An 18,075-nucleotide genomic window follows, 5' to 3' on the forward strand; every position below is an offset into this window, starting at 1 on the left:
TGAGATTCAGTCCTTCGCCTGCGCTCAGACTGTTGTTTTTCCAATATTCTGTACCCCCCCCCCCAGAGCTGTCGAGAGAGGCGTAACTAACATCATGAATGCTACTGCTAATGTAAGAACAACTGTTGCTTTTTTACTCAAATTCATTCACGATGCCTCCTAGATTCTGAAAAATAAATTGAATAAATGATAATTGTGAAACTTGAGAGTGATTATTGAGGGAAATCCTTCTCCCCCCCCCCCGTCAGGAATGATCTTGAGACTTTCGAGTGATTTGATTCATTTGTTATTGCTGATTTTATTTTATTCATTCCTGCGTTCATGATTATTCAGACCTTCTTGATTTGCTGCTGTTTTTGTTCGTTCTTGTCTGAAATTGTTTCTGCATGTTTTAAAGCGAAGTGTTCAGAAATGCTTGTTTTGATATTTTTGAATCAGAACTTTCTGAAATTTCTGAACTCTTCTTTTCTTTCTTTTTATTTTTATGTTGTTTTCTGCATCAGCGTAATACTAATCATTAAGTTATTATCTATTCACTGCTGCACTTCATTTTTTTAATATCTTGAATTAGATTAACTGCTGCTAATGGTATAAATAAACTATTGCTAAATAATTGATAGAGTATATTAGTTTTTTATAAATCGAGAATTTATTTATATAGGCTGCTGTTCCTGCAGATCTTGAAACTGTTTCGAAATAACATTAAAAGTTAATGTTTTAAATTGTTTTGTATACACCTGGATATGTTCTCCAGTCATTTGAATGAATTTAGAATGTATCACATTCAGTAAATGCTGATGAGAATATATTTCTCAGAGATAGTACTGAATATTTTAAAGAAAAAATGATTGAAGCGAAGTTGCTTGTTTAAATCATGCAGAAGTTCATTTATCAAGCTGATGCAGCTTCGCAGTATGAGTATGAAATCATACACTCACGAACGATATACTGATTGATTATTTCTCTCTCATCAGCAGGAATGATGTTGAGAATAATTGATGCATCATTTTCGATTGATGATTTATTCGATTCATAATGCATGTTGATTCACTTCCTTTTCTTCCTGAAGCTTTGATTCTAATTCAATCTCACTTTCTGAAACTTCGTTCTTATTGATGATTGATTCTTCAAATGCAGGTATGAGTCCTTCCTGAAATGTTATTATCACTCATCAAATGAAGTTTCAAATGAGTTTTGTCGCAGAAATATGATTCTCTGACACATGCAGGGCACTGTATGTAATGGTGAGAGCGCCGGCTCGCACCATTATGTTTAGCTAGACTCATATTTTTTAGGCCAATCGAAAGGAAAATTGTACAAACCCTTTTCTTTTTTTCTGATGGATGAATGATGTACAAACACGTTTGATCCAACATGGTTTAATGACGTTCTAAAAACTAAGATGGAGTTGTCGACTCAGATGTCTTTTAGCACAGATCAGAAATATCAAATAGCTATTGATGCGGAAGTATGATTTATCGTACATGAAAAATAGAAAGTTGAAAAGTTAGAAAGGCAGAAATTAGAGAACAAAATAATTAAATATAGGAAATCTTGAAAAATGCCTCCTGAAATGTAAAAAATATACGTCTGGCTAGTCAATAATAATAAGTAATATATAGATAAAAGTCATACAGATATTGCCTGTTAGGAATCCAAACCTGCTAGGAGGAGGTTTGGTAGCTAACCTTCTAGCAGGTTTGGGCCTTTGGCAGGAGGTGAAAATATAAGCCTCACTGTTCGGGTTCAATTGATAATAAACTCCGTGAAAGTGGAGTTCATTATCAAGCTTTGAGTTCTAGTAAAACTCAAAGCAAACTCTGAGACTTTATGTCTCCGTCTCCCTTTCGGGGGACGTTCTTCCTCCTGATAATCCCTAATTGTTTTTGATGCTTAAAATAGTTTTGAATCTAAGAGTCTGTTGATTAAGTCTTCAACATCCTTAGGTGTTTTTCACCTTTTTGCTCTTCCAGAGTTTTCAATACCGGCTCCACAATCTCTCTGGGTATGAAAGTGTAGACCGCATAAAGAAGCCTGATAACATCTTCAGCGACCTCAAAGCCGTTTTTATTAGTTATTCATTGGAAAAGAGTAAGTCTTAAACATGTGTCGTCAGGCAGGGCAAAGTCTTTTTTACTCTTGTGGGCGTGATTTTAAGACAGCAGATGCACAAATTTTTACTTTTTTAGATCGTTAGTCTTTTGTAGCCAGAGGTCCAGCTTTAGCGATCATCCTGCCATCTTTAACATCATATGATAAATATGCAGAAAGCACGAGTTTATCCAGTATTGCACTATCGTTACAATCTACTTCTCTGCCATCAAAATATTTAGTAAAAATACGTTCTAACTCTTTTCCTTCGCTGATTGTACACATACTAGATTTCACCCGCCGGGATTCTAACCCGATGATTCTCTGACGCATGCAGGGCACTGCCAAAAACTCATATCAAAGCCTCCTTTATCATTTCTTCGTTTGATTCTTTCATTCTTTCTTCTTCTAAGTTGTTTCTTTCTTCGTTCGATTCTTTCATTCTGCCTGTCGCATATATGCTTTTTATTTCGAGTTTTGAGGTTCTCATCATAATGTACATCTCCTGTCAGTGAAAACTGACTTTTTTATTTCGTTCAATATTCGATCATTTTATTAGACGTTTAATCATTTTAGTTTTGATTACATCGTCTTGTTTTCACTTGCTTCTTCTTGTTTTTCACTGCTTATTATCTACCTCCTTTTCTGTTTTAAATTTCATATTTTTCTGCATGATTTAAACAAGCATGAGATCAGTCTGCCGATTGATATTTATAAATTTGACAGGGGGGTGAGTGAAAGTACCTCCCTTGATTTTTGAAGGAAATTTCAAGTATAATTCGAATGATCAGCATCAAAAGAACAAGAAGAAAAATCGCATTAAAAAGCATGTAAAATGAGGTGAAAGTACCTAGGAGCAAAAATGAGAGGATAACTGCAGAAATGACAAAACGTGCAGTTCAAAAGTCTTTTAAGAAAACGTTTAATTTAAGATGGCCTAAATCAACAATTATAATATCGATAACGAAATACAATAAAATTAATACTTCAACGTTAAATTTGAGATATATTTAAATATCTAAACGGGAAAATCATTAAATATGAATTTCCTGCAGTGATCGTTTTCGCAAAGGTTGCTTATAATGTGCGCGCGCGTGCGCATACGCATAGCCCCCTGCCCGTCTTTTTAAGTCAAGTTTGCCCCCTTTTCTCTTTTCGAAATTTTTCAAAAAATCGACGTTTTTTGACGAGAAATTACGCATATAACCTTTCGAATTTCAAGAAGAAAACAGACAGTAATCTGCCTGCTAAAAACACTTAAAACGCTTCATAAACGCCTTCTCCGCCTGCTTTGCGCGCGTACGCGATAAATCACATATGCAAAGCTTAAACGCGTCATTAAATCGATTATAACGATCGATGCGATGTGCCTTCCCTTTACCTTCCTAAGCTTTGCAGACTCTCTCAGAAACGCATCTCATTGATCGAGTTAACAACAAAGCTTAACAGCAGTTCAAAACGGCTTAAAACGCATTGCAGGCAGCATTAGATTGATCAGAAAGCATATGCAGACACTCAACATAGCAGACTGCATTCTCGCGCAACTTCTCGAGACTGCGATTTCATCACATACATGTAAAATCAATCAAAAAATCAAACTATTTTGCTCTCATGCTCATTATTCATTTGACTAAAAAACAAAGAAATTATTGTTCATTGAAAATGATGAGCTCTGATCGAGACGAACATTAAAATCAAGAAATCTAGCACTCATTTTCCAAAATAATCATTACGTCAAACCGTTAACTCCCCCTTAACTATAACAAGGATTTACTTGAGAAACCTGTTTGAGTTTATTTTCAATAATTATCGATCGGAGGCGTGATGCTCAGCGCTTTGAAGTAATCTTTCTGCTTCTTCGTCAGCTCATTCAGGCGCCAGTCCTCGCCGATTCTGACGACCTTCAGCTTGCTCATCTCATTGATTATGTCAGGAACGCAGCAGTTCTTCAGCAGAGTCTGCTTCTTCATTCTGTTGAGTAAAACAGTTCTTAAAATTAAAGCGATAAAATCAATGTACATCTGCCCTTCCAGCGACTCATTTGATGAAAGATTTTCACCCTCTAAAGACGATTTTACTGTGCGGAAATGCGCTTCTGCATCATTGCGCTGCCGATACCATGCTAAAACCTTGTCCCATGATTCTTCGCTTGTTGTCAAAAGAATCGTGCGGCCTAATTTCGATTCAGCATTGTGTATGTTAGCCTCTTTACGCTTTGTAACGATCCTGCCGTCTGCCTCGCGGAGACTCAACAGCTCAGCGAGGAGCTTGTGATTCTCGCGAAACTCAGCAACGAAGTCAGCGTCATATTCGCGACCGTTGAGGTACTCTTCCGCCTCAGTGATTCGCGCGTAAAGCGCAGAACGTTCCTTCACTTCTCTTGCATAATCACTATAAACAACTGCTCTGAAACTTTTTCGATTGATGGACAAGTTTGATTCGTAAACAAAAACAGCCTCGCCTTGAAAAGAATGAGTGCGAGCCGGCGCGCGGATTTTCTCATGTGAACGCAGGAGGAGTTCTTTAGCGGCAGTACATCCCATAGGCACTGATACTGTGAAGTCTAAATGCATCTCAGACAGCATGCTGAGGCTGGCCTCGCTGAAGAAACTGGGGTCTAAAAGAATGTGGAGATTGGAGACTCCCAGCTCTGCAAGGTCATCTGCTAAGTTTTTCAGTGCAGCAGTATCGCGGATGCTGCCCGGAAATAGCTTATAATAAACAGGAAGGTCTGTATCCAGTGAATGGACTAAGCCTAAGTTCATCTGTATCGGGTTTGTTACATGATAACTCTTTCCGAACTCAGCATACTCATATAATTTTGATAATGGGCCAGCCCCTGTGATGTCGTAGATTAAAACATTGTCATTGCTGATCTGCGAAGACAGAAAGTTACGGCTACTTGAATTAAGAAAAATATGTAGATTATGATCGTGAATTCAGAATAATTACAGTGTATAACAGATTATTAAATGGTGCAGAGGTTCCGGTTGAAGTTGTTAATAATCTGCATGAAGAAGGTGTCGAATCAAAAATTAAATAAAAATGAAAAAGACTGCAAAAGCAGTCTTTGATTATATTCGCTTAGAGTTTGTGCAGAGTTTGTATTACTGTTTCTTCTTCAGGAAGTAATATGCTAAAGCAACAATGATGAGGATGACGACAATTGCTGCAATTGCGTAGTAGAGTGTGTTGTCATTCTTGTCTTTGTTACTTGGTCCATCTGGATTGTCCGGATTGACTGGTTCCTGAGCTTCATAGGCGATGATGAACTTTGAAAGGTGATCTGTTTCGAATGAAACTACACCGTTTTTGTAAGTTCCGTCCATTTTTTCGACTGTTCCGTCATCTTTGAGATGATAAACAACGATGTTGTTTGGATCTTCGCCTGCTTTGAGTTTGTATGGAAGAGAGATGGTAATTGACTTGCCGTTGAAGTCTGTTACTTTCTCATTACCAGCGATAATGTTGATATCGTAAACAGGGTTGTCACCGACTGTTTTCTTCTGCTCTTCGTTTAATCTATCTTTAGCATCAATTACTTCGAAGACGATTGAACCTGCATCAGTGTTTTCAATTATTCCTGCTAAGACTTCTTTCTCAATGATTACTTCTCCTTCTGAAGTGGCAATTGAAACTGAATCGATGTTCTGATTGTTTTCAATTGTCTTTGAGATTGTTTCTAAGTCTGATACAGAAACAGTTACAGATGTCAGAGTTCCTTCAATGCTGTCTTTATTAACAATCTCAACAGTATTAGAACCAGAAGATACTGCTTCATGAACTAATTCTTCTGCTTTCTTGTCATCTACCTTAATTTCTGCATTGCCGTTGCTGTCAGGAATGACTGGTTCTTTCGGTGTGTCTGGAGTTACTGGTGGTGTTACTGGAACTCCGCCGCCGCTGCCTGAGGGTTTAACTTCCCATTTCGCATAGAGGTTGAGATTGTTGTACACATCCTCACTGAAGTCATATGCGGTTGTCAGTTCTTCATCTACATACCAACCGGCAAAGTTATATCCAGATTTTATCGGATCTGAAGGCTTTGTGAGTTTGGATCCGTAATCAATACTAACGCTACTCACGTACGAACCATTATCATAGTAAGTTACTACGCATTCTCCATTATTACATATAACGTCACGCAGATCCACATAGTACTTCACTGGCTCTGAAGCATCATTTCCATCCCAGTCAATAATAATGTATTGTTTAATATCAGAGCTGGATTGTACATCAATATAGAAACAAACATAATTTATGTCATCCCCATATAGATTGCTCTCAAAGTCTGTGGTTAAGAATGCATCAGTTAAGGCATCAGTTTCATTCCATGGTTCAGAACTAAAGTAATACATTGCAGATGTAAGGTCATCGGCTGACATAGCAGAGGGTACTGGAATAGCTACACCTACCCAATAGCCTTTGATGTGCTTGCCATTATAGTGCTCTGGAACTCCACCTGCGATGAGATGAATTATCGCAACATCATCATATCCGCATTCTAGATATGCTTCGTATGTTCCTGGAAGAGTTATTGGGTTCACAGATTCATTTGCAGGCTGATCTGCAAGCGGTGCTGATTTTATTCCTTCATTAAACTTTAACCAAGGTAAGCTCAGAATGTATGTTGAAGCAGCGTAATTGGTTTCATTACCGTCAAAATCAACAATTACTTCGAAGCTCTCGCATTCTCCTGTGACAAACAAGACTAAGTTGAGATAACCGTTTTTAAGTGTTGCTTTATCAGAGTTGTCCAAAACTAATTTTTTAGTTTCTTTTCCAACGATGGTAATTGAAAGCTTGTCTGCATCAATACCATCCAGCAGTTTCATTTTAACTGGTAGATAATATCCAGACTGCATAGCAGACAGACTGCTGAATCCACTGTAAGAATTGATATAATTGAGCGCTCCAGTTACATCGTAGACATAATCACTCAATGGTACATTATTATACGAGTATACTTTAGAGATGTTTAAACCATCTGTTAATTCAGATACTGTTTGTCCATATAATTCACTATCAGAAACAGTCTCAAAGGTAACACCAGGAGAAGATGGTGGGAGAATTACATAATTCCCATCTGTCGAAAGTAACTTAGATCCGTTATGCTTATTCTCAGCCAAGGTAACGTTTGCAATAGAGTTATCGCTTACCGTGATCTTCAGAACATTTCCATTGTCGTATCCAGTTGTGTTGGTTGTTCCTAAACCATCAACAAATTCATTGTTATTATACGTTTTAGTGAAAGTATTGTTCAAGATAGAAATGAATGTCAATGGTTGGTCAGCATTAATATTTATTCTGACTGCACGTCCACCTGCATACAGTTCGCTTTCTGAAGTAGAACCCGTGTTATCTGAATCCCAAGTCGAGATTATGTTGGAATCAATAATAATATCATTAAAGTTAGAGGAGTCTATCTGAATTGCATTATATGCAACTTTGGAGATATGGCAGTCCATCAGTTCAAGATTGCCGCCTTTTCCACAGTTTTCAAATATACTATACTATCTTTAAGTTCAGCGAAAGCTGATTTGTAATCTCATTAAAGCATGAAATTGAGACTTGCTAATGGAGTGAAATGTATGCTGTGAGTTATAAAAAATTATGGAAACTGCTGATTGATAAGGATATGAAAAAGAAAGACTTATGTGTAGCAGCGGGAATCAGCCATGCGTCAATGGCCAAACTTGGTAAAAGCGAAAATGTGACAACTGATGTTCTTGTAAAGATATGCACTGCTTTACAATGTGACATTGGCGATATAATGGAACTAACACAAGATACAAAATATGAAAGAAGACGGTACGATGGCAGAACAAACAGCGAGAAAAATAGAACCTGTTCAGGCCAAGCCAATTTTGAAATGGGCTGGTGGGAAAACGCAGATGCTAAGCGATCTTTTGCCAAAAGTACCGGCCTCCTATGGTCGATACATTGAGCCGTTCTTTGGCGGTGGCGCAATGTTCTTTGCCTTACAGCCGAAGAATGCTGTTATTGCAGATAGCAATCCAGAGTTAATCAATATGTATCGAGAAGTTGCCGATCATGTTGAAGATGTTATTCAATACCTAAAACAATATAAAAACACCTCTGAAATATTTTATGCTGTTCGCAGTCAGGAATGGACAGCACTTCCTCATACTGAAGCTGCTGCAAGAACGATCTTCTTGAACAAGACTTGCTTTAATGGGCTATATCGTGTTAACAAACAGGGGCAATTCAATGTCCCGTATGGGAAGTACAAAAATCCAAAAATTTGTGATGTGGATGGGCTGAGAGCAGCATCAGTAGTATTGAAAAAATCAGATATTCTGTGCGGTGACTACCTTTTAGTTCTGGAACACTATACTCAGCCCGGTGACTTTGTTTTCCTTGACCCTCCATATTTGCCCATCTCTGAATATACTGACTTCAAGAGATATGCAAAAGAGCATATCCTGCGGCATTTACAGATGGTACTTTGTCCGTTGAATTATAGAATAATTCTTTATTTTTGTGCTGCAAATTCTGATAATGGAAGTGTAATATATGCTTAGTGGTCATTTTGAAAACTGTTACGGATTAACGCAGTTTAATCTTCCAAGTATTGATTTTACTCGTTGCAATAAAGCAATGATATATGCACCTAATGGTGTAATGAAAAGTTCTCTAGCTAAGGTTTTTGATGATATTTCCAAAGGCATGACAACAAGTGACCGAATATTTCCTGGTGTAGTAAGTAGCTACTCTGTAACGCATTATATCAGTCAGTATGTTTACAGTTCATCTAATGCTACCACGACTCCAACAGCAACCGATAGAATTTATGTTGTTAATACATTTGCCGATTCATTTGAGTTTACTAAAGAAACTGTAAGTACATTGCTTGCTGATGAAACAACCCGAAATGAATACAATGTTCTTATGGCTCAGTTTAGCGAAGAAATACGACAAATCGAAAATAACCTTCGAGTACTGACTGGATTAACTAAACCTCAAATCAAAGGAAAGCTCATTTCTGATTTAAGATTAAACGAAACTTCTGATTGGACGGATATTTTTGAAAAAATTCATGAACTATTTGATAACCGTCAGACCCTCGGTTATTTGAATGACTGTACTTATTCAGAATTATTCAACGATAAAGTGTTGGCGGTTTATGGGAAACAGGAATTTATTAATTCAATAGAGACATACATTGAAAATCTTAATACTCTTTTGGCAAACAATCCAGTTTTGAGTGATGGATTTACAGATAGAAATGCAGAAACGCTCGGAAAGGAGTTGGCAAAGCATAACCTTTTTAATGCACAGCATACTATTCAATTAAAAGATGGTGTTACAGTTATTCACTCACTTGATGAATGGAATACTGTTGTAAATAAGCAATTAGAGCGTATTTATGCTACACCAGAATTAAGTGCGGTTTTTCAAAAACTGAAAAAGCTGCTTACAGCTAATGAAGATGTTTCTCGGCTTAGAGATATTATCATTGCTCACCGTGAAATCATTCCAGCCTTAAGAGATATTAATACCCTGAAGGTTCAAACATGGCTTGATTGTTTCTCTAAACTTGATACACCCTTTACCGATTATTATAATAGGATTTCACAATATACAGTTCAAATTAGGGCCCTGTATAAACAGGCAGCTACACAGTCAGCAAGATGGCAAACGGTTGTTAATGAGTTTAATAGACGATTTCGTGTCCCGTTTGAAGTGCAGATTGAAAACAAAGCCAATTTTTTGTTGAAGGATGAAGCACCAAACCTATCATTCAAATATACGAGGGGAGTTGCCGCCCCACAGAGTGCCATGCTAAAAAAAGATGATTTGATGGCATCTTTGAGTACAGGTGAAAAAAGGGCACTTTATCTCCTATATATTTTGTTTGATCTTGAAAGAATCAGACAACAAGCAATTGCAGGCGGCGGACAATTCTTAATAATTGCAGACGATATAGCAGATTCGTTTGATTACAAGAATAAGTATGCCATTATTGAGTATCTAAATGATCTTGGCAGTACCACTGGCATTGATTTAATGATCCTCACCCATAATTTTGACTTTTATAGAACAGTAAAATCGAGGTTAGGCGTTGCTCGCACTAATTGCTATATTGCACAACGAGATGAAGAAGGCGTCATTTCAATTTCGGAATTCAAGTATCAAAAGGACTTTTTCAAGAATGTAGTAATCAAGGGTATTAAAGACGGTAACATTGTTGATGATGATAAGAAGAAGCTTTTGATATCAAGCATTCCGTTTTATAGAAACCTGTGTGAATATAGTGGTAAAGAAGATGAGTATGCAAAGTTGACTTGCTTTCTTCACTTAAAATCAACACCGCTCAATACACAAGCTGTACAAATCTCGGAACTATGGAATATAATTAAACCTTTCCTGGATGGTGTTTCTTTTTCTGGAAATGATGAAAATTACTTTTCAGCTATTATAAGGATTGCAACCGCCTGTGTAGCAGATAATACTAACGAGGTTCTTTTAGATAACAAGTTGGTTATTGCTATTGCAATTAGGCTCTTGACCGAAAAGTTTATGCAGCGGATAATTACAACAAACGGGCAGACCTGTGCAGATGCAAATAGTAATCAAACAAGAGAATGGTATAAAAAATCGGAGCGGTTCTTAACGCCAGATCAAAAAGCCATAATTGAGGAAGTGAATCTTATCACACCCGAAAGCATACACTTGAATTCTTTTATGTTTGAGCCGCTGATAGATATTTCCGACTGGGTATTAAAAGAACTCTTTACTAAAGTTTCAGTTCTTTAATTCGTACTTCCTGTGGCTAGCATGGCAACAAAAAATCAGATAGCCAATACTATCTGGATAATGAAAACAATGCAAATACTCGAGCTAAATCCCATAAGCGAAACTGTTTAGAACACGCCGAACAGGAGCGAGTCAGAATGATAAGTTTCCTGTACCCCCCTCCCCCAGGCATATCTACCTGGGTTAAAGGTACAAGTAGCATCAGGGCCGCAATAAATAGCGCTGATGCTAAGTATCAATTTACTTTTTTTATTCATTTGCTCACTTATTTATTTTTAAGGGGGTTTGTTTGTTGTTGAAACTGTTTTACGTTTCAACCGCTGCATTAGAAAAGCAGAGAGTCAGCGAAGTTCCACAGAATGCGATTGTTTCGAATCCTGTTGAAATCGTAACTGGCATACTCTTCTTTGCAAATGCGCGCTGCTGTGGTGATATATAGCAGTATATTTAGGAATACTATGAGGATTCTCTTCAATGATAAAAATCAGCCAGAGAGTATATTTTGTATAAAATAAGAGCTTTTCTTATAATGTAATCAGCCGTCATACGAAGAAGTTTAATGGATCTACTGAAAATTCTAACACTGAAATTAGCATCTATCAGCTCTTAGAGTAAATTGTTAATTAACCACCATTGACCTCAGACATCAACATTTAGAATTTTACAGATGATTGCCTACACCAACTTTCATTATTCTGGAGAGATTAATATTAGCGTACCAAAAATCGCAAAACTACCGATGATGAATTGCAAATTAAGTATACGAGTGCAAAAACACAATGTCGTTTGTAATGAGTCATACGATTAAAGATTTCAAAAGTGTTGATAATGTTCTTTAGCGATTTTTCAGAGCCCAGACGTAAGATACAGAATATTAATAAGTAAAAGACGCCACGACAGAGACAAAGAACAAGTGGTAAATGTCCAACTACGTCCAATAAAAAACTCATTTTATCCAATCATATCCAATAACTTTATAGGCATTCTAACTATATGGATATAATTGATAGGACAAAGATGTCCAACTAAAGGAGGAGAAAAATGAAGGCCAATTTAATTATTAAACTCATATCCGCCCACAGCGCAGGCGATGAAATTCTCTTCAAAAAAACACTCTCAGAACTAATTCAAGATGAAGAAATGAAAGGAAATTACTCCTTGGCTTCATCCCTTGAGAGCGCTTATTCAGCCAAAAAACATCCTTCAAACGGCTCGATGATTTATCCCTCGCCTTCACCAACCTACTCTGCACAGTCAACGATTAATCTGCCTAAAGACAAGGACAGTACCTTAGAGTTAATTGAGATTATACAATCTGATGTGACTCTTGATGATGTGGCATTACCTGAAAAAACATTAGAGATAATCCAACAGATAATCGAAGAACAAAGGAATTCTGAAGAACTGCGGCATTCGGGCATACCTCCTACCAATCGCGTCTTATTTTGTGGACCGCCGGGGTGTGGTAAAACTATGACTGCTAAAGCATTGGCCTCGGCACTTGATTTACCACTTGCATACGTCAGACTGGATAGTTTGGTTTCATCGTATCTTGGACAAACTGGAACAAACATACGAAAAATTTTTGAATTCGCCAAAAGCCAGCGCATGGTGCTTTTTCTAGACGAGTTCGATGCGATTGCTAAGAAAAGAGATGATCTGAATGAACTTGGTGAGTTGAAACGTGTGGTGACTGCCCTTCTGCAGAATCTGGATGAAATGCCATCCCATGTTTTTCTAGTGGCAGCAACAAATCATCAACATTTGTTAGATCCAGCAATCTGGAGACGTTTTGACATTTCGATTCTTCTTGAAGAGCCGAATGAGAGTCAAAGAAAAAAGATAATTACAACAGCACTTGCCGAGTATCTAAAAGATTTTCAAGTAGATGCTCAATCGTTGATTATTCTTTCTAAAGGTATGAGCGGCGCGCAGATCCAGACATTTTTACAAGCGCTTGGAAAATATTGCATCATATATAAAAAAGAAGGCGAAGTCCTTACTATCGAAGAAGTTAGAAAAATTTGGCTCAAACATAAAAATTTGCATGTAGAGGATAATGATGAGAATCTTACTGCAGAACTTTTAAAATTACATCAGAGTGGAGTTTCGATAAGAGCACTTGCAACTGTAAGCGGGATTTCCAAATCAACATTAAGTTATCGTTTCAAAAAAGAGGTGAAGTCAAATGAATGATAATCAACGACCACATTTTTGGATTCCTGATCAAGAAGTAGAACGAGTTCCCAAAAAACCACGAGGAAGAGATAAAACAAGGGATATTGTTCACTCAGAACATGGTGCAAAATTAAGCCAGGGACTACAAACAGTTAAACAAACTTTAGAAACAACGCAAAACGATGATTCCCTGCGAGACGTTGATTTGTATGTGTTTAAAGTTGAACTTCCTGAAAAAGAGAAAGTTCAAAACAGATCCAATCTTTTTTCTAAAAACGGTATGACTGTAAATGCAGTCAAAGATGAACGTCGCGCAATCGTATCAACAACCAAACAAAAGTTCCAAATGCTGAAAAATAGAGTGGATGCATATACACAAAATGGCACCAATAAAACTCATTTCGATTACGTTGAAAGTATTGCACCATATGTGGGAGTTGAAAAAGAGTCCGATGAATTACGGAAAAAAATATATCATACTTCACCTCCTGAGAAGATTGACATTCAACTCATGTTCATTCCCAATCTCCAAACGCAAGAATATGAGTTGATTATTAAAAGAATGAAAGAAAAAATTAAAGCTACCGATGGTGTGATTCAACAAGACATATATTATTTATCAGATAACACTCCAGTAATGCGTGTTATTATTCCTTCTGCAGCTTTAAACAGATATGAAAATGACTCAGCAGTATACAGGATTGAAGAAACTCGTTTTTTTAATGCCGTGGTTGATGATCAGAACAAAACAAAGCAATTACCAATTGAACTTAATTCTCAAGTAGACGTGGCTTCTTTGCCAATCGTAGCAGTTTTAGATTCTGGTGTGAAATTTAACAAACAATATGATCAATTGATCGTTGAACATTGGAAAGCGCCTGATTCATCAGGTGGTAACTGCGAGCATGGTACGCGCGTGGCCAGTAAAGTAGCTTTTGCACATTTGGGGAAGCAATTAACAACTTCACAGATTCTTACACCACGAACAAGAATTATAGACTGCAATACCCTTGATGGCAATGTTCCAGAAAATATTATGATCCAACGCATTCAAGCCGCAGTTGATAAGTATGCAGATGTAACAAAAATTTTCAATTTATCGGCTAATTCATCTAGCCCCATTGATGGAAATGAAATGAGTATCCTTGGCTTTGAATTAGATGTTTTACAACTTAAACGGGGAGTGCAGTTCGTTGTTTCGGCTGGCAATCATTACCTTTGGAGAACTAATACATCATTAGATAAAATTCTTGACGATGATGATTCAAAAATCGCTGCACCAGCAGATTCTATGTTGAGCATTGTGGTGGGAGCTCTTGTCGGCGAAGATCATCAGGGTAGCATTTCTGGCAAAGATACTGTCGCACCGTACAGCAGATGTGGTCCTGGTTTTACTGGCTCCCTACGACCAGATGTGTGTGCATACAGCGGAACAATTGTTGTCGATGAGAATGGTGCACATGTGCCATGTGATCCTTATGCTCTAGTGATGACTCCCGATGGAACAATCACACCAGATGTGGGAACAAGCTTTGCTGCTCCGATTGTTGCTGGGGATTTGGCTGAGATTCAAACGATCGTGCCTGATTCAAATATTTTATTAGCAAAAACACTATTATATCAATACGCACAACCTCCAATACAGGTAGCTAAACCGCAGGATGATGACTTAAATTTCATTCATCGACTATATGGCCGTGGAATTTCTTCAGTCGCAAGTAGTAAATTTTCGTCACCATCGAGAGTGACATTTGTAAGGACAGGCACGCTTAATCGTCTTACTAAGGAACGTGTGAAAATATATATGCCAAAAATTTTGGCATCGAAATATGGCAAGAATACTGCAAGAGTTACTGTCACCTGCATTTCACAACCACCAGTTGATCGAACCAAGGGTAGCGAGTATCTCGGAGCGTATGTGGGCGCTTCACTGAAAAAAATCGGCAAACATGGAAAATTGACCCCAGTTGAACAACCTCATAAAGAAGGTCGCAGAAAATGGGATGTCTGTAATCAATTTAGTAAAGTGTTTTCTAAGTTTAATGCTGGTGATTGGCAAGTCTGGTTGGAACTCTTTTCACGTTGGGACGATAAAGTAGCCGATATTCCATATGCCTTAGTAATAACAATCGAAGATTTGAGTGGGGAGCTAGATATTTACAACGAGATACAAGAACAGAACCGCTTTCAGGAAATTGACACCTTTCGCCTTAAAATCGATAGTTAATGTTATTTACAATATGCAGACATTGTGCGCAGGGATGGCGTGTTGCCAGTTGAATATTTAACGCAACCTCCGCATCAGTTAATAACATGGTTTGAAAGTGATGCTGAGATCACCACAGCTCGTAGCACGAGCTGTCGGGCTGCTTGACCGAGAGCTTCTTAAGCAGCTCTTTCTCCTTCTTCGTCAGCTCGTTAAGTCTCCAGATGTTTCCTATATTTCCTATTTTCAGCTTACTCATTTCATTGATGACGTCAGGAATCCAGATGTTCTGCAGCATGTTTTCTTCTCTCATTTTGTTTAATAAAATAGTTCTTAAAATCAAAGCGATGAATTCGATGTAGAGCATGCCTTCGACTGATTCTCTTGAAGAGAGATGTTTTATGCCGCCTTCCATTGATGACTTGAGCATTCTGAACTCTTCTTCTGCATCATTTCTGTGACGATATCTTGAAAGAACCACATCCCAGGAATCATTGCTTGTTGTCAGCAGTATCGCTATTCCATGTCTTTTGATATATTCATCGACTAACTGCTTATTTCTCGTTATTTTTATCCTGCCGTTATCGTTTGTAAATTCTAAAAGCGAGACTAATCCTTTCTTGCCTGTAAGTTCTTTAATTAACTCGTCATCCCAGTCCTTTCCGTTGTAAGCACTATGCCTTTCATCTACACATTGAGCTTTGCAGGCACGCTCAGAAACATATACATCACATTCTCGCGCAATTTCTCGAGACTGCAATTTCACTACACACTCGTAAAATCAATCAAAAAATCAAACTATTTTGCTTTAATGCTCATTATTCATTTGACTAAAAAACAGAGAAATTATTGTTCATCGAGAATGATGAGCTCTGATTGAGACAAACACTAAAATCAAAAAATCTAGCACTAATTTTCCAAAATAATCATTACATCAAAAATGCGGCAGCCGAATACGACAGCCTGAAAACAACATTAAAAAAATGAAGAAATTAAAGGTACTGCACCAGATCGCGCAGTATTTCTTTGGGATTTGCAGCTTTGACAACACCAGAAGCTAGCAGAACACCTGCAGCTCCGAGTTCAATAGCCTTTGAAACGTCTTTTCCTGTTTTTACGCCTGCACCGCAGAGAACCTTGACGCTGCTGTTGATATTCCTGACAGCGCTGACTGCTTCCGAAACAACTTCCGGTCTTGCATCAGTGACAGAAACGTCACCGCCGATAAGCTCCGGAGGCTCTACGGCAATAAAATCAGGCGATAAGGACGCGGCAGCAGCTGAAGTTACCGCAGTGTCAGTACAAACAACTGTGACAAGATCTAAAGATCGGCAGGACTCGACTGCAGCAGCAATATCTGCAAGCATCATTCTGTGTTCAGAATGATTCAGCAGACTTCCCACAGCTCCTGAAGCCGCTACCATCTGCGGGGTAACCCAGCCGGTAGCAGATCCTGGTTTTTTAGCATCCACATGCTGCGACAGCACAGGAATGGAAATGGCAGAAGCAATCAGGGAGAGTTCCGGCATCGGCGGGCATATCGAGATTTTGATGCCTGATTCTTCCGATACTTCAAGGCAGGATTCAGCGAGTTTGAGGGCCTTTCCGCCCTCTACCTCTGAATATGCTTTGAAGTTGACGATTACTGCCGGAGTCTTAAGTTCACTCAAGCTTTTCCATCCTTTCCTTAAGTTTGCTCAGTACAGCCGGGCGGGTGGTGTATTCCATCTCTTCTGGTCCCAGAACGGCAGGCATGAATGGACCGTGTCTGCGCATATACATTGAAGCTTTCACAGCAGAACGGCGGGCTTCATCCCAGCAGCTGCCTGCGAAATAATCCAGAGGTTCGTGGACGCCTACAGGAGAGTTTGGATCTTCCAGACCCTGGAACTTACCGTTGCTGACGTGCATACCTACAGCGCAGATTCGCGGGGGACCGTCAAAGAAGACAGGGTCGGAATCAGCAACTGAGCATGGATACCATGCACCGTAGTGAGAACCGCGCATCCATCCTGCAACGAGAGCAGGGAACATGTAAGGCTGCAGGTGCTCCCCTACTGCCGGCAGACCAGACTGGGCACGGCAGATACAAACGGGGTCATCTTTTCCTACGTATTTGCCTGCAGAAATGTTGAGTTTTTCTGTAGAGACGACTGCACCGATGCCGATATCGTCAGATTTGCTCCAGATCCTCTTGATGGCGTACCTTGTGGTATCTCCCAGGAGAGTAAGGATATCATATGTCTCTTCAGGAGTGGACATGATGACTTTCTTGGAGTCTATTACATCCACAATTTCAAACTTAAAGCCCTCGTGGGCGCGGGGATCAATTACCAGACCTGTGGTGGTAAATGGATCCATGAAAACTTTGCAGAGCGGGAATGAGTAGGAAGAAGGCTCAGTTTTGTCGGCCATAAAGAATACGATCGGTTCTGCGCCTCTCTCTTTGAATTCCATCTCAGCAGCGCCTGGACCGGCACCCCTTATGTTGCCTGAAAAGGCATCTGTAAGCAGATCCTGACCGGCAGCATACAGCTTCATCTCTTTAGCTACCTTGGTAGCATCCATAAAGGCATCCCAGCAGAGACCATGAACATCTTTGTTGTTCTCTCCCCTGGTGTGTGTCAAATAAAGATTTATGTCGTCACCGACTCTGGTAACATAAAAATCGTCCACGGTTCCGGCTCTGACACCGTCTTTCAGGCGCTCGACGCATTTCTGCATCATCAATGGATGAGGACGGGCGTGTCCTCCTACCGATCCAACATCCGCTTTAATAACTGATACTGTGACTCTGTCTGACATTTGTAATCCCCAAT

General features: G+C 38.8%; 13 protein-coding genes and 2 pseudogenes. 5 read left to right on the top strand and 10 right to left on the bottom strand.

Annotated elements, in window-relative coordinates; translation table 11 throughout:
- Positions 1 to 24 precede the first annotated feature (24 nt).
- The 7 genes from H729_RS10220 to H729_RS05625 all read right to left on the bottom strand — a co-directional run bounded on the left by H729_RS10220 (position 25) and on the right by H729_RS05625 (position 7,559).
- Complete coding sequence (locus H729_RS10220) at positions 25 to 147, bottom strand: hypothetical protein (RefSeq protein WP_256365359.1); 123 nt, start codon at positions 145 to 147, stop codon at positions 25 to 27.
- Between the two features lie 744 nt (positions 148 to 891).
- Positions 892 to 1,041 carry a hypothetical protein gene (locus tag H729_RS09995; protein WP_172618672.1) on the bottom strand — a complete coding sequence of 50 codons (150 nt, stop codon included), beginning with the start codon at positions 1,039 to 1,041 and terminating at the stop codon, positions 892 to 894.
- Positions 1,031 to 1,168 (bottom strand): hypothetical protein, encoded by a 138-nt coding sequence (locus tag H729_RS10000; protein ID WP_172618673.1) that lies wholly within the window; start codon positions 1,166 to 1,168, stop codon positions 1,031 to 1,033. The genes H729_RS09995 and H729_RS10000 overlap by 11 nt, the downstream gene beginning before the upstream one ends.
- Positions 1,169 to 2,193: 1,025 nt before the next feature.
- Positions 2,194 to 2,376 carry a hypothetical protein gene (locus H729_RS05615; RefSeq protein ID WP_020449036.1) on the bottom strand — a complete coding sequence of 61 codons (183 nt, stop codon included), beginning with the start codon at positions 2,374 to 2,376 and terminating at the stop codon, positions 2,194 to 2,196.
- Between the two features lie 67 nt (positions 2,377 to 2,443).
- Positions 2,444 to 2,584 carry a hypothetical protein gene (locus H729_RS10005; protein ID WP_172618674.1) on the bottom strand — a complete coding sequence of 47 codons (141 nt, stop codon included), beginning with the start codon at positions 2,582 to 2,584 and terminating at the stop codon, positions 2,444 to 2,446.
- A gap of 1,306 nt (positions 2,585 to 3,890) precedes the next feature.
- The gene (locus tag H729_RS05620; protein ID WP_455424298.1) at positions 3,891 to 5,030 is read right to left on the bottom strand and encodes an IS1634 family transposase; all 1,140 of its coding nucleotides are present in this window, start codon (positions 5,028 to 5,030) and stop codon (positions 3,891 to 3,893) included.
- A 168-nt stretch (positions 5,031 to 5,198) separates the two neighbouring features.
- Positions 5,199 to 7,559 (bottom strand): InlB B-repeat-containing protein, encoded by a 2,361-nt coding sequence (locus H729_RS05625; protein WP_020449038.1) that lies wholly within the window; start codon positions 7,557 to 7,559, stop codon positions 5,199 to 5,201.
- A gap of 119 nt (positions 7,560 to 7,678) precedes the next feature.
- On the opposite strand from H729_RS05625, the pseudogene H729_RS10300 reads away from it, so the two are divergent.
- From H729_RS10300 to H729_RS05650, 5 genes and pseudogenes are all read left to right on the top strand, one after another.
- Positions 7,679 to 7,900: pseudogene (locus H729_RS10300) on the top strand (helix-turn-helix domain-containing protein); the annotation flags it as partial.
- A gap of 7 nt (positions 7,901 to 7,907) precedes the next feature.
- Positions 7,908 to 8,552, top strand: a pseudogene (locus H729_RS05635) (DNA adenine methylase); the annotation flags it as partial.
- Between the two features lie 76 nt (positions 8,553 to 8,628).
- Positions 8,629 to 10,872: an AAA family ATPase gene (locus H729_RS05640; protein WP_020449041.1), complete on the top strand. Its 2,244-nt coding sequence runs from the start codon at positions 8,629 to 8,631 to the stop codon at positions 10,870 to 10,872.
- A 1,041-nt stretch (positions 10,873 to 11,913) separates the two neighbouring features.
- A complete protein-coding gene (locus H729_RS05645; protein ID WP_020449042.1) occupies positions 11,914 to 13,068 on the top strand; it encodes an ATP-binding protein in 1,155 nt (384 codons plus the stop codon).
- Positions 13,061 to 15,277: a S8 family peptidase gene (locus H729_RS05650; protein WP_020449043.1), complete on the top strand. Its 2,217-nt coding sequence runs from the start codon at positions 13,061 to 13,063 to the stop codon at positions 15,275 to 15,277. Before H729_RS05645 ends, H729_RS05650 begins: the two co-directional genes overlap by 8 nt.
- A 109-nt stretch (positions 15,278 to 15,386) precedes the next feature.
- On the opposite strand, the gene H729_RS05655 is transcribed toward H729_RS05650, so the two are convergent.
- The 3 genes from H729_RS05655 to H729_RS05665 all read right to left on the bottom strand — a co-directional run bounded on the left by H729_RS05655 (position 15,387) and on the right by H729_RS05665 (position 18,061).
- Positions 15,387 to 16,016: a hypothetical protein gene (locus tag H729_RS05655; protein WP_147554399.1), complete on the bottom strand. Its 630-nt coding sequence runs from the start codon at positions 16,014 to 16,016 to the stop codon at positions 15,387 to 15,389.
- A gap of 232 nt (positions 16,017 to 16,248) precedes the next feature.
- The gene (gene tpiA / locus H729_RS05660; RefSeq protein WP_020449045.1) at positions 16,249 to 16,926 is read right to left on the bottom strand and encodes a triose-phosphate isomerase; all 678 of its coding nucleotides are present in this window, start codon (positions 16,924 to 16,926) and stop codon (positions 16,249 to 16,251) included.
- The gene (locus H729_RS05665; protein ID WP_020449046.1) at positions 16,919 to 18,061 is read right to left on the bottom strand and encodes a fructose-1,6-bisphosphatase; all 1,143 of its coding nucleotides are present in this window, start codon (positions 18,059 to 18,061) and stop codon (positions 16,919 to 16,921) included. Before H729_RS05665 ends, tpiA begins: the two co-directional genes overlap by 8 nt.
- Positions 18,062 to 18,075: the final 14 nt, after the last annotated feature.

The organism is Candidatus Methanomassiliicoccus intestinalis Issoire-Mx1 (genome assembly GCF_000404225.1).
GTDB classification, from domain to species: Archaea; Thermoplasmatota; Thermoplasmata; order Methanomassiliicoccales; family Methanomassiliicoccaceae; genus Methanomassiliicoccus_A; species Methanomassiliicoccus_A intestinalis.

What these genes read in the sequence shown, in the direction of transcription:
- H729_RS10220 (WP_256365359.1), bottom strand. Translation starts at nt 147, where the DNA reads ATGAATTTGAGTAAAAAAGCAACAGTTGTTCTTACATTAGCAGTAGCA.
- H729_RS09995 (WP_172618672.1), bottom strand. Translation starts at nt 1,041, where the DNA reads ATGCATTATGAATCGAATAAATCATCAATCGAAAATGATGCATCAATT.
- H729_RS05615 (WP_020449036.1), bottom strand. Translation starts at nt 2,376, where the DNA reads ATGTGTACAATCAGCGAAGGAAAAGAGTTAGAACGTATTTTTACTAAA.
- H729_RS10005 (WP_172618674.1), bottom strand. Translation starts at nt 2,584, where the DNA reads ATGATGAGAACCTCAAAACTCGAAATAAAAAGCATATATGCGACAGGC.
- H729_RS05625 (WP_020449038.1), bottom strand. Translation starts at nt 7,559, where the DNA reads ATGGACTGCCATATCTCCAAAGTTGCATATAATGCAATTCAGATAGAC.
- H729_RS05640 (WP_020449041.1), top strand. Translation starts at nt 8,629, where the DNA reads ATGCTTAGTGGTCATTTTGAAAACTGTTACGGATTAACGCAGTTTAAT.
- H729_RS05645 (WP_020449042.1), top strand. Translation starts at nt 11,914, where the DNA reads ATGAAGGCCAATTTAATTATTAAACTCATATCCGCCCACAGCGCAGGC.
- H729_RS05650 (WP_020449043.1), top strand. Translation starts at nt 13,061, where the DNA reads ATGAATGATAATCAACGACCACATTTTTGGATTCCTGATCAAGAAGTA.
- H729_RS05665 (WP_020449046.1), bottom strand. Translation starts at nt 18,061, where the DNA reads ATGTCAGACAGAGTCACAGTATCAGTTATTAAAGCGGATGTTGGATCG.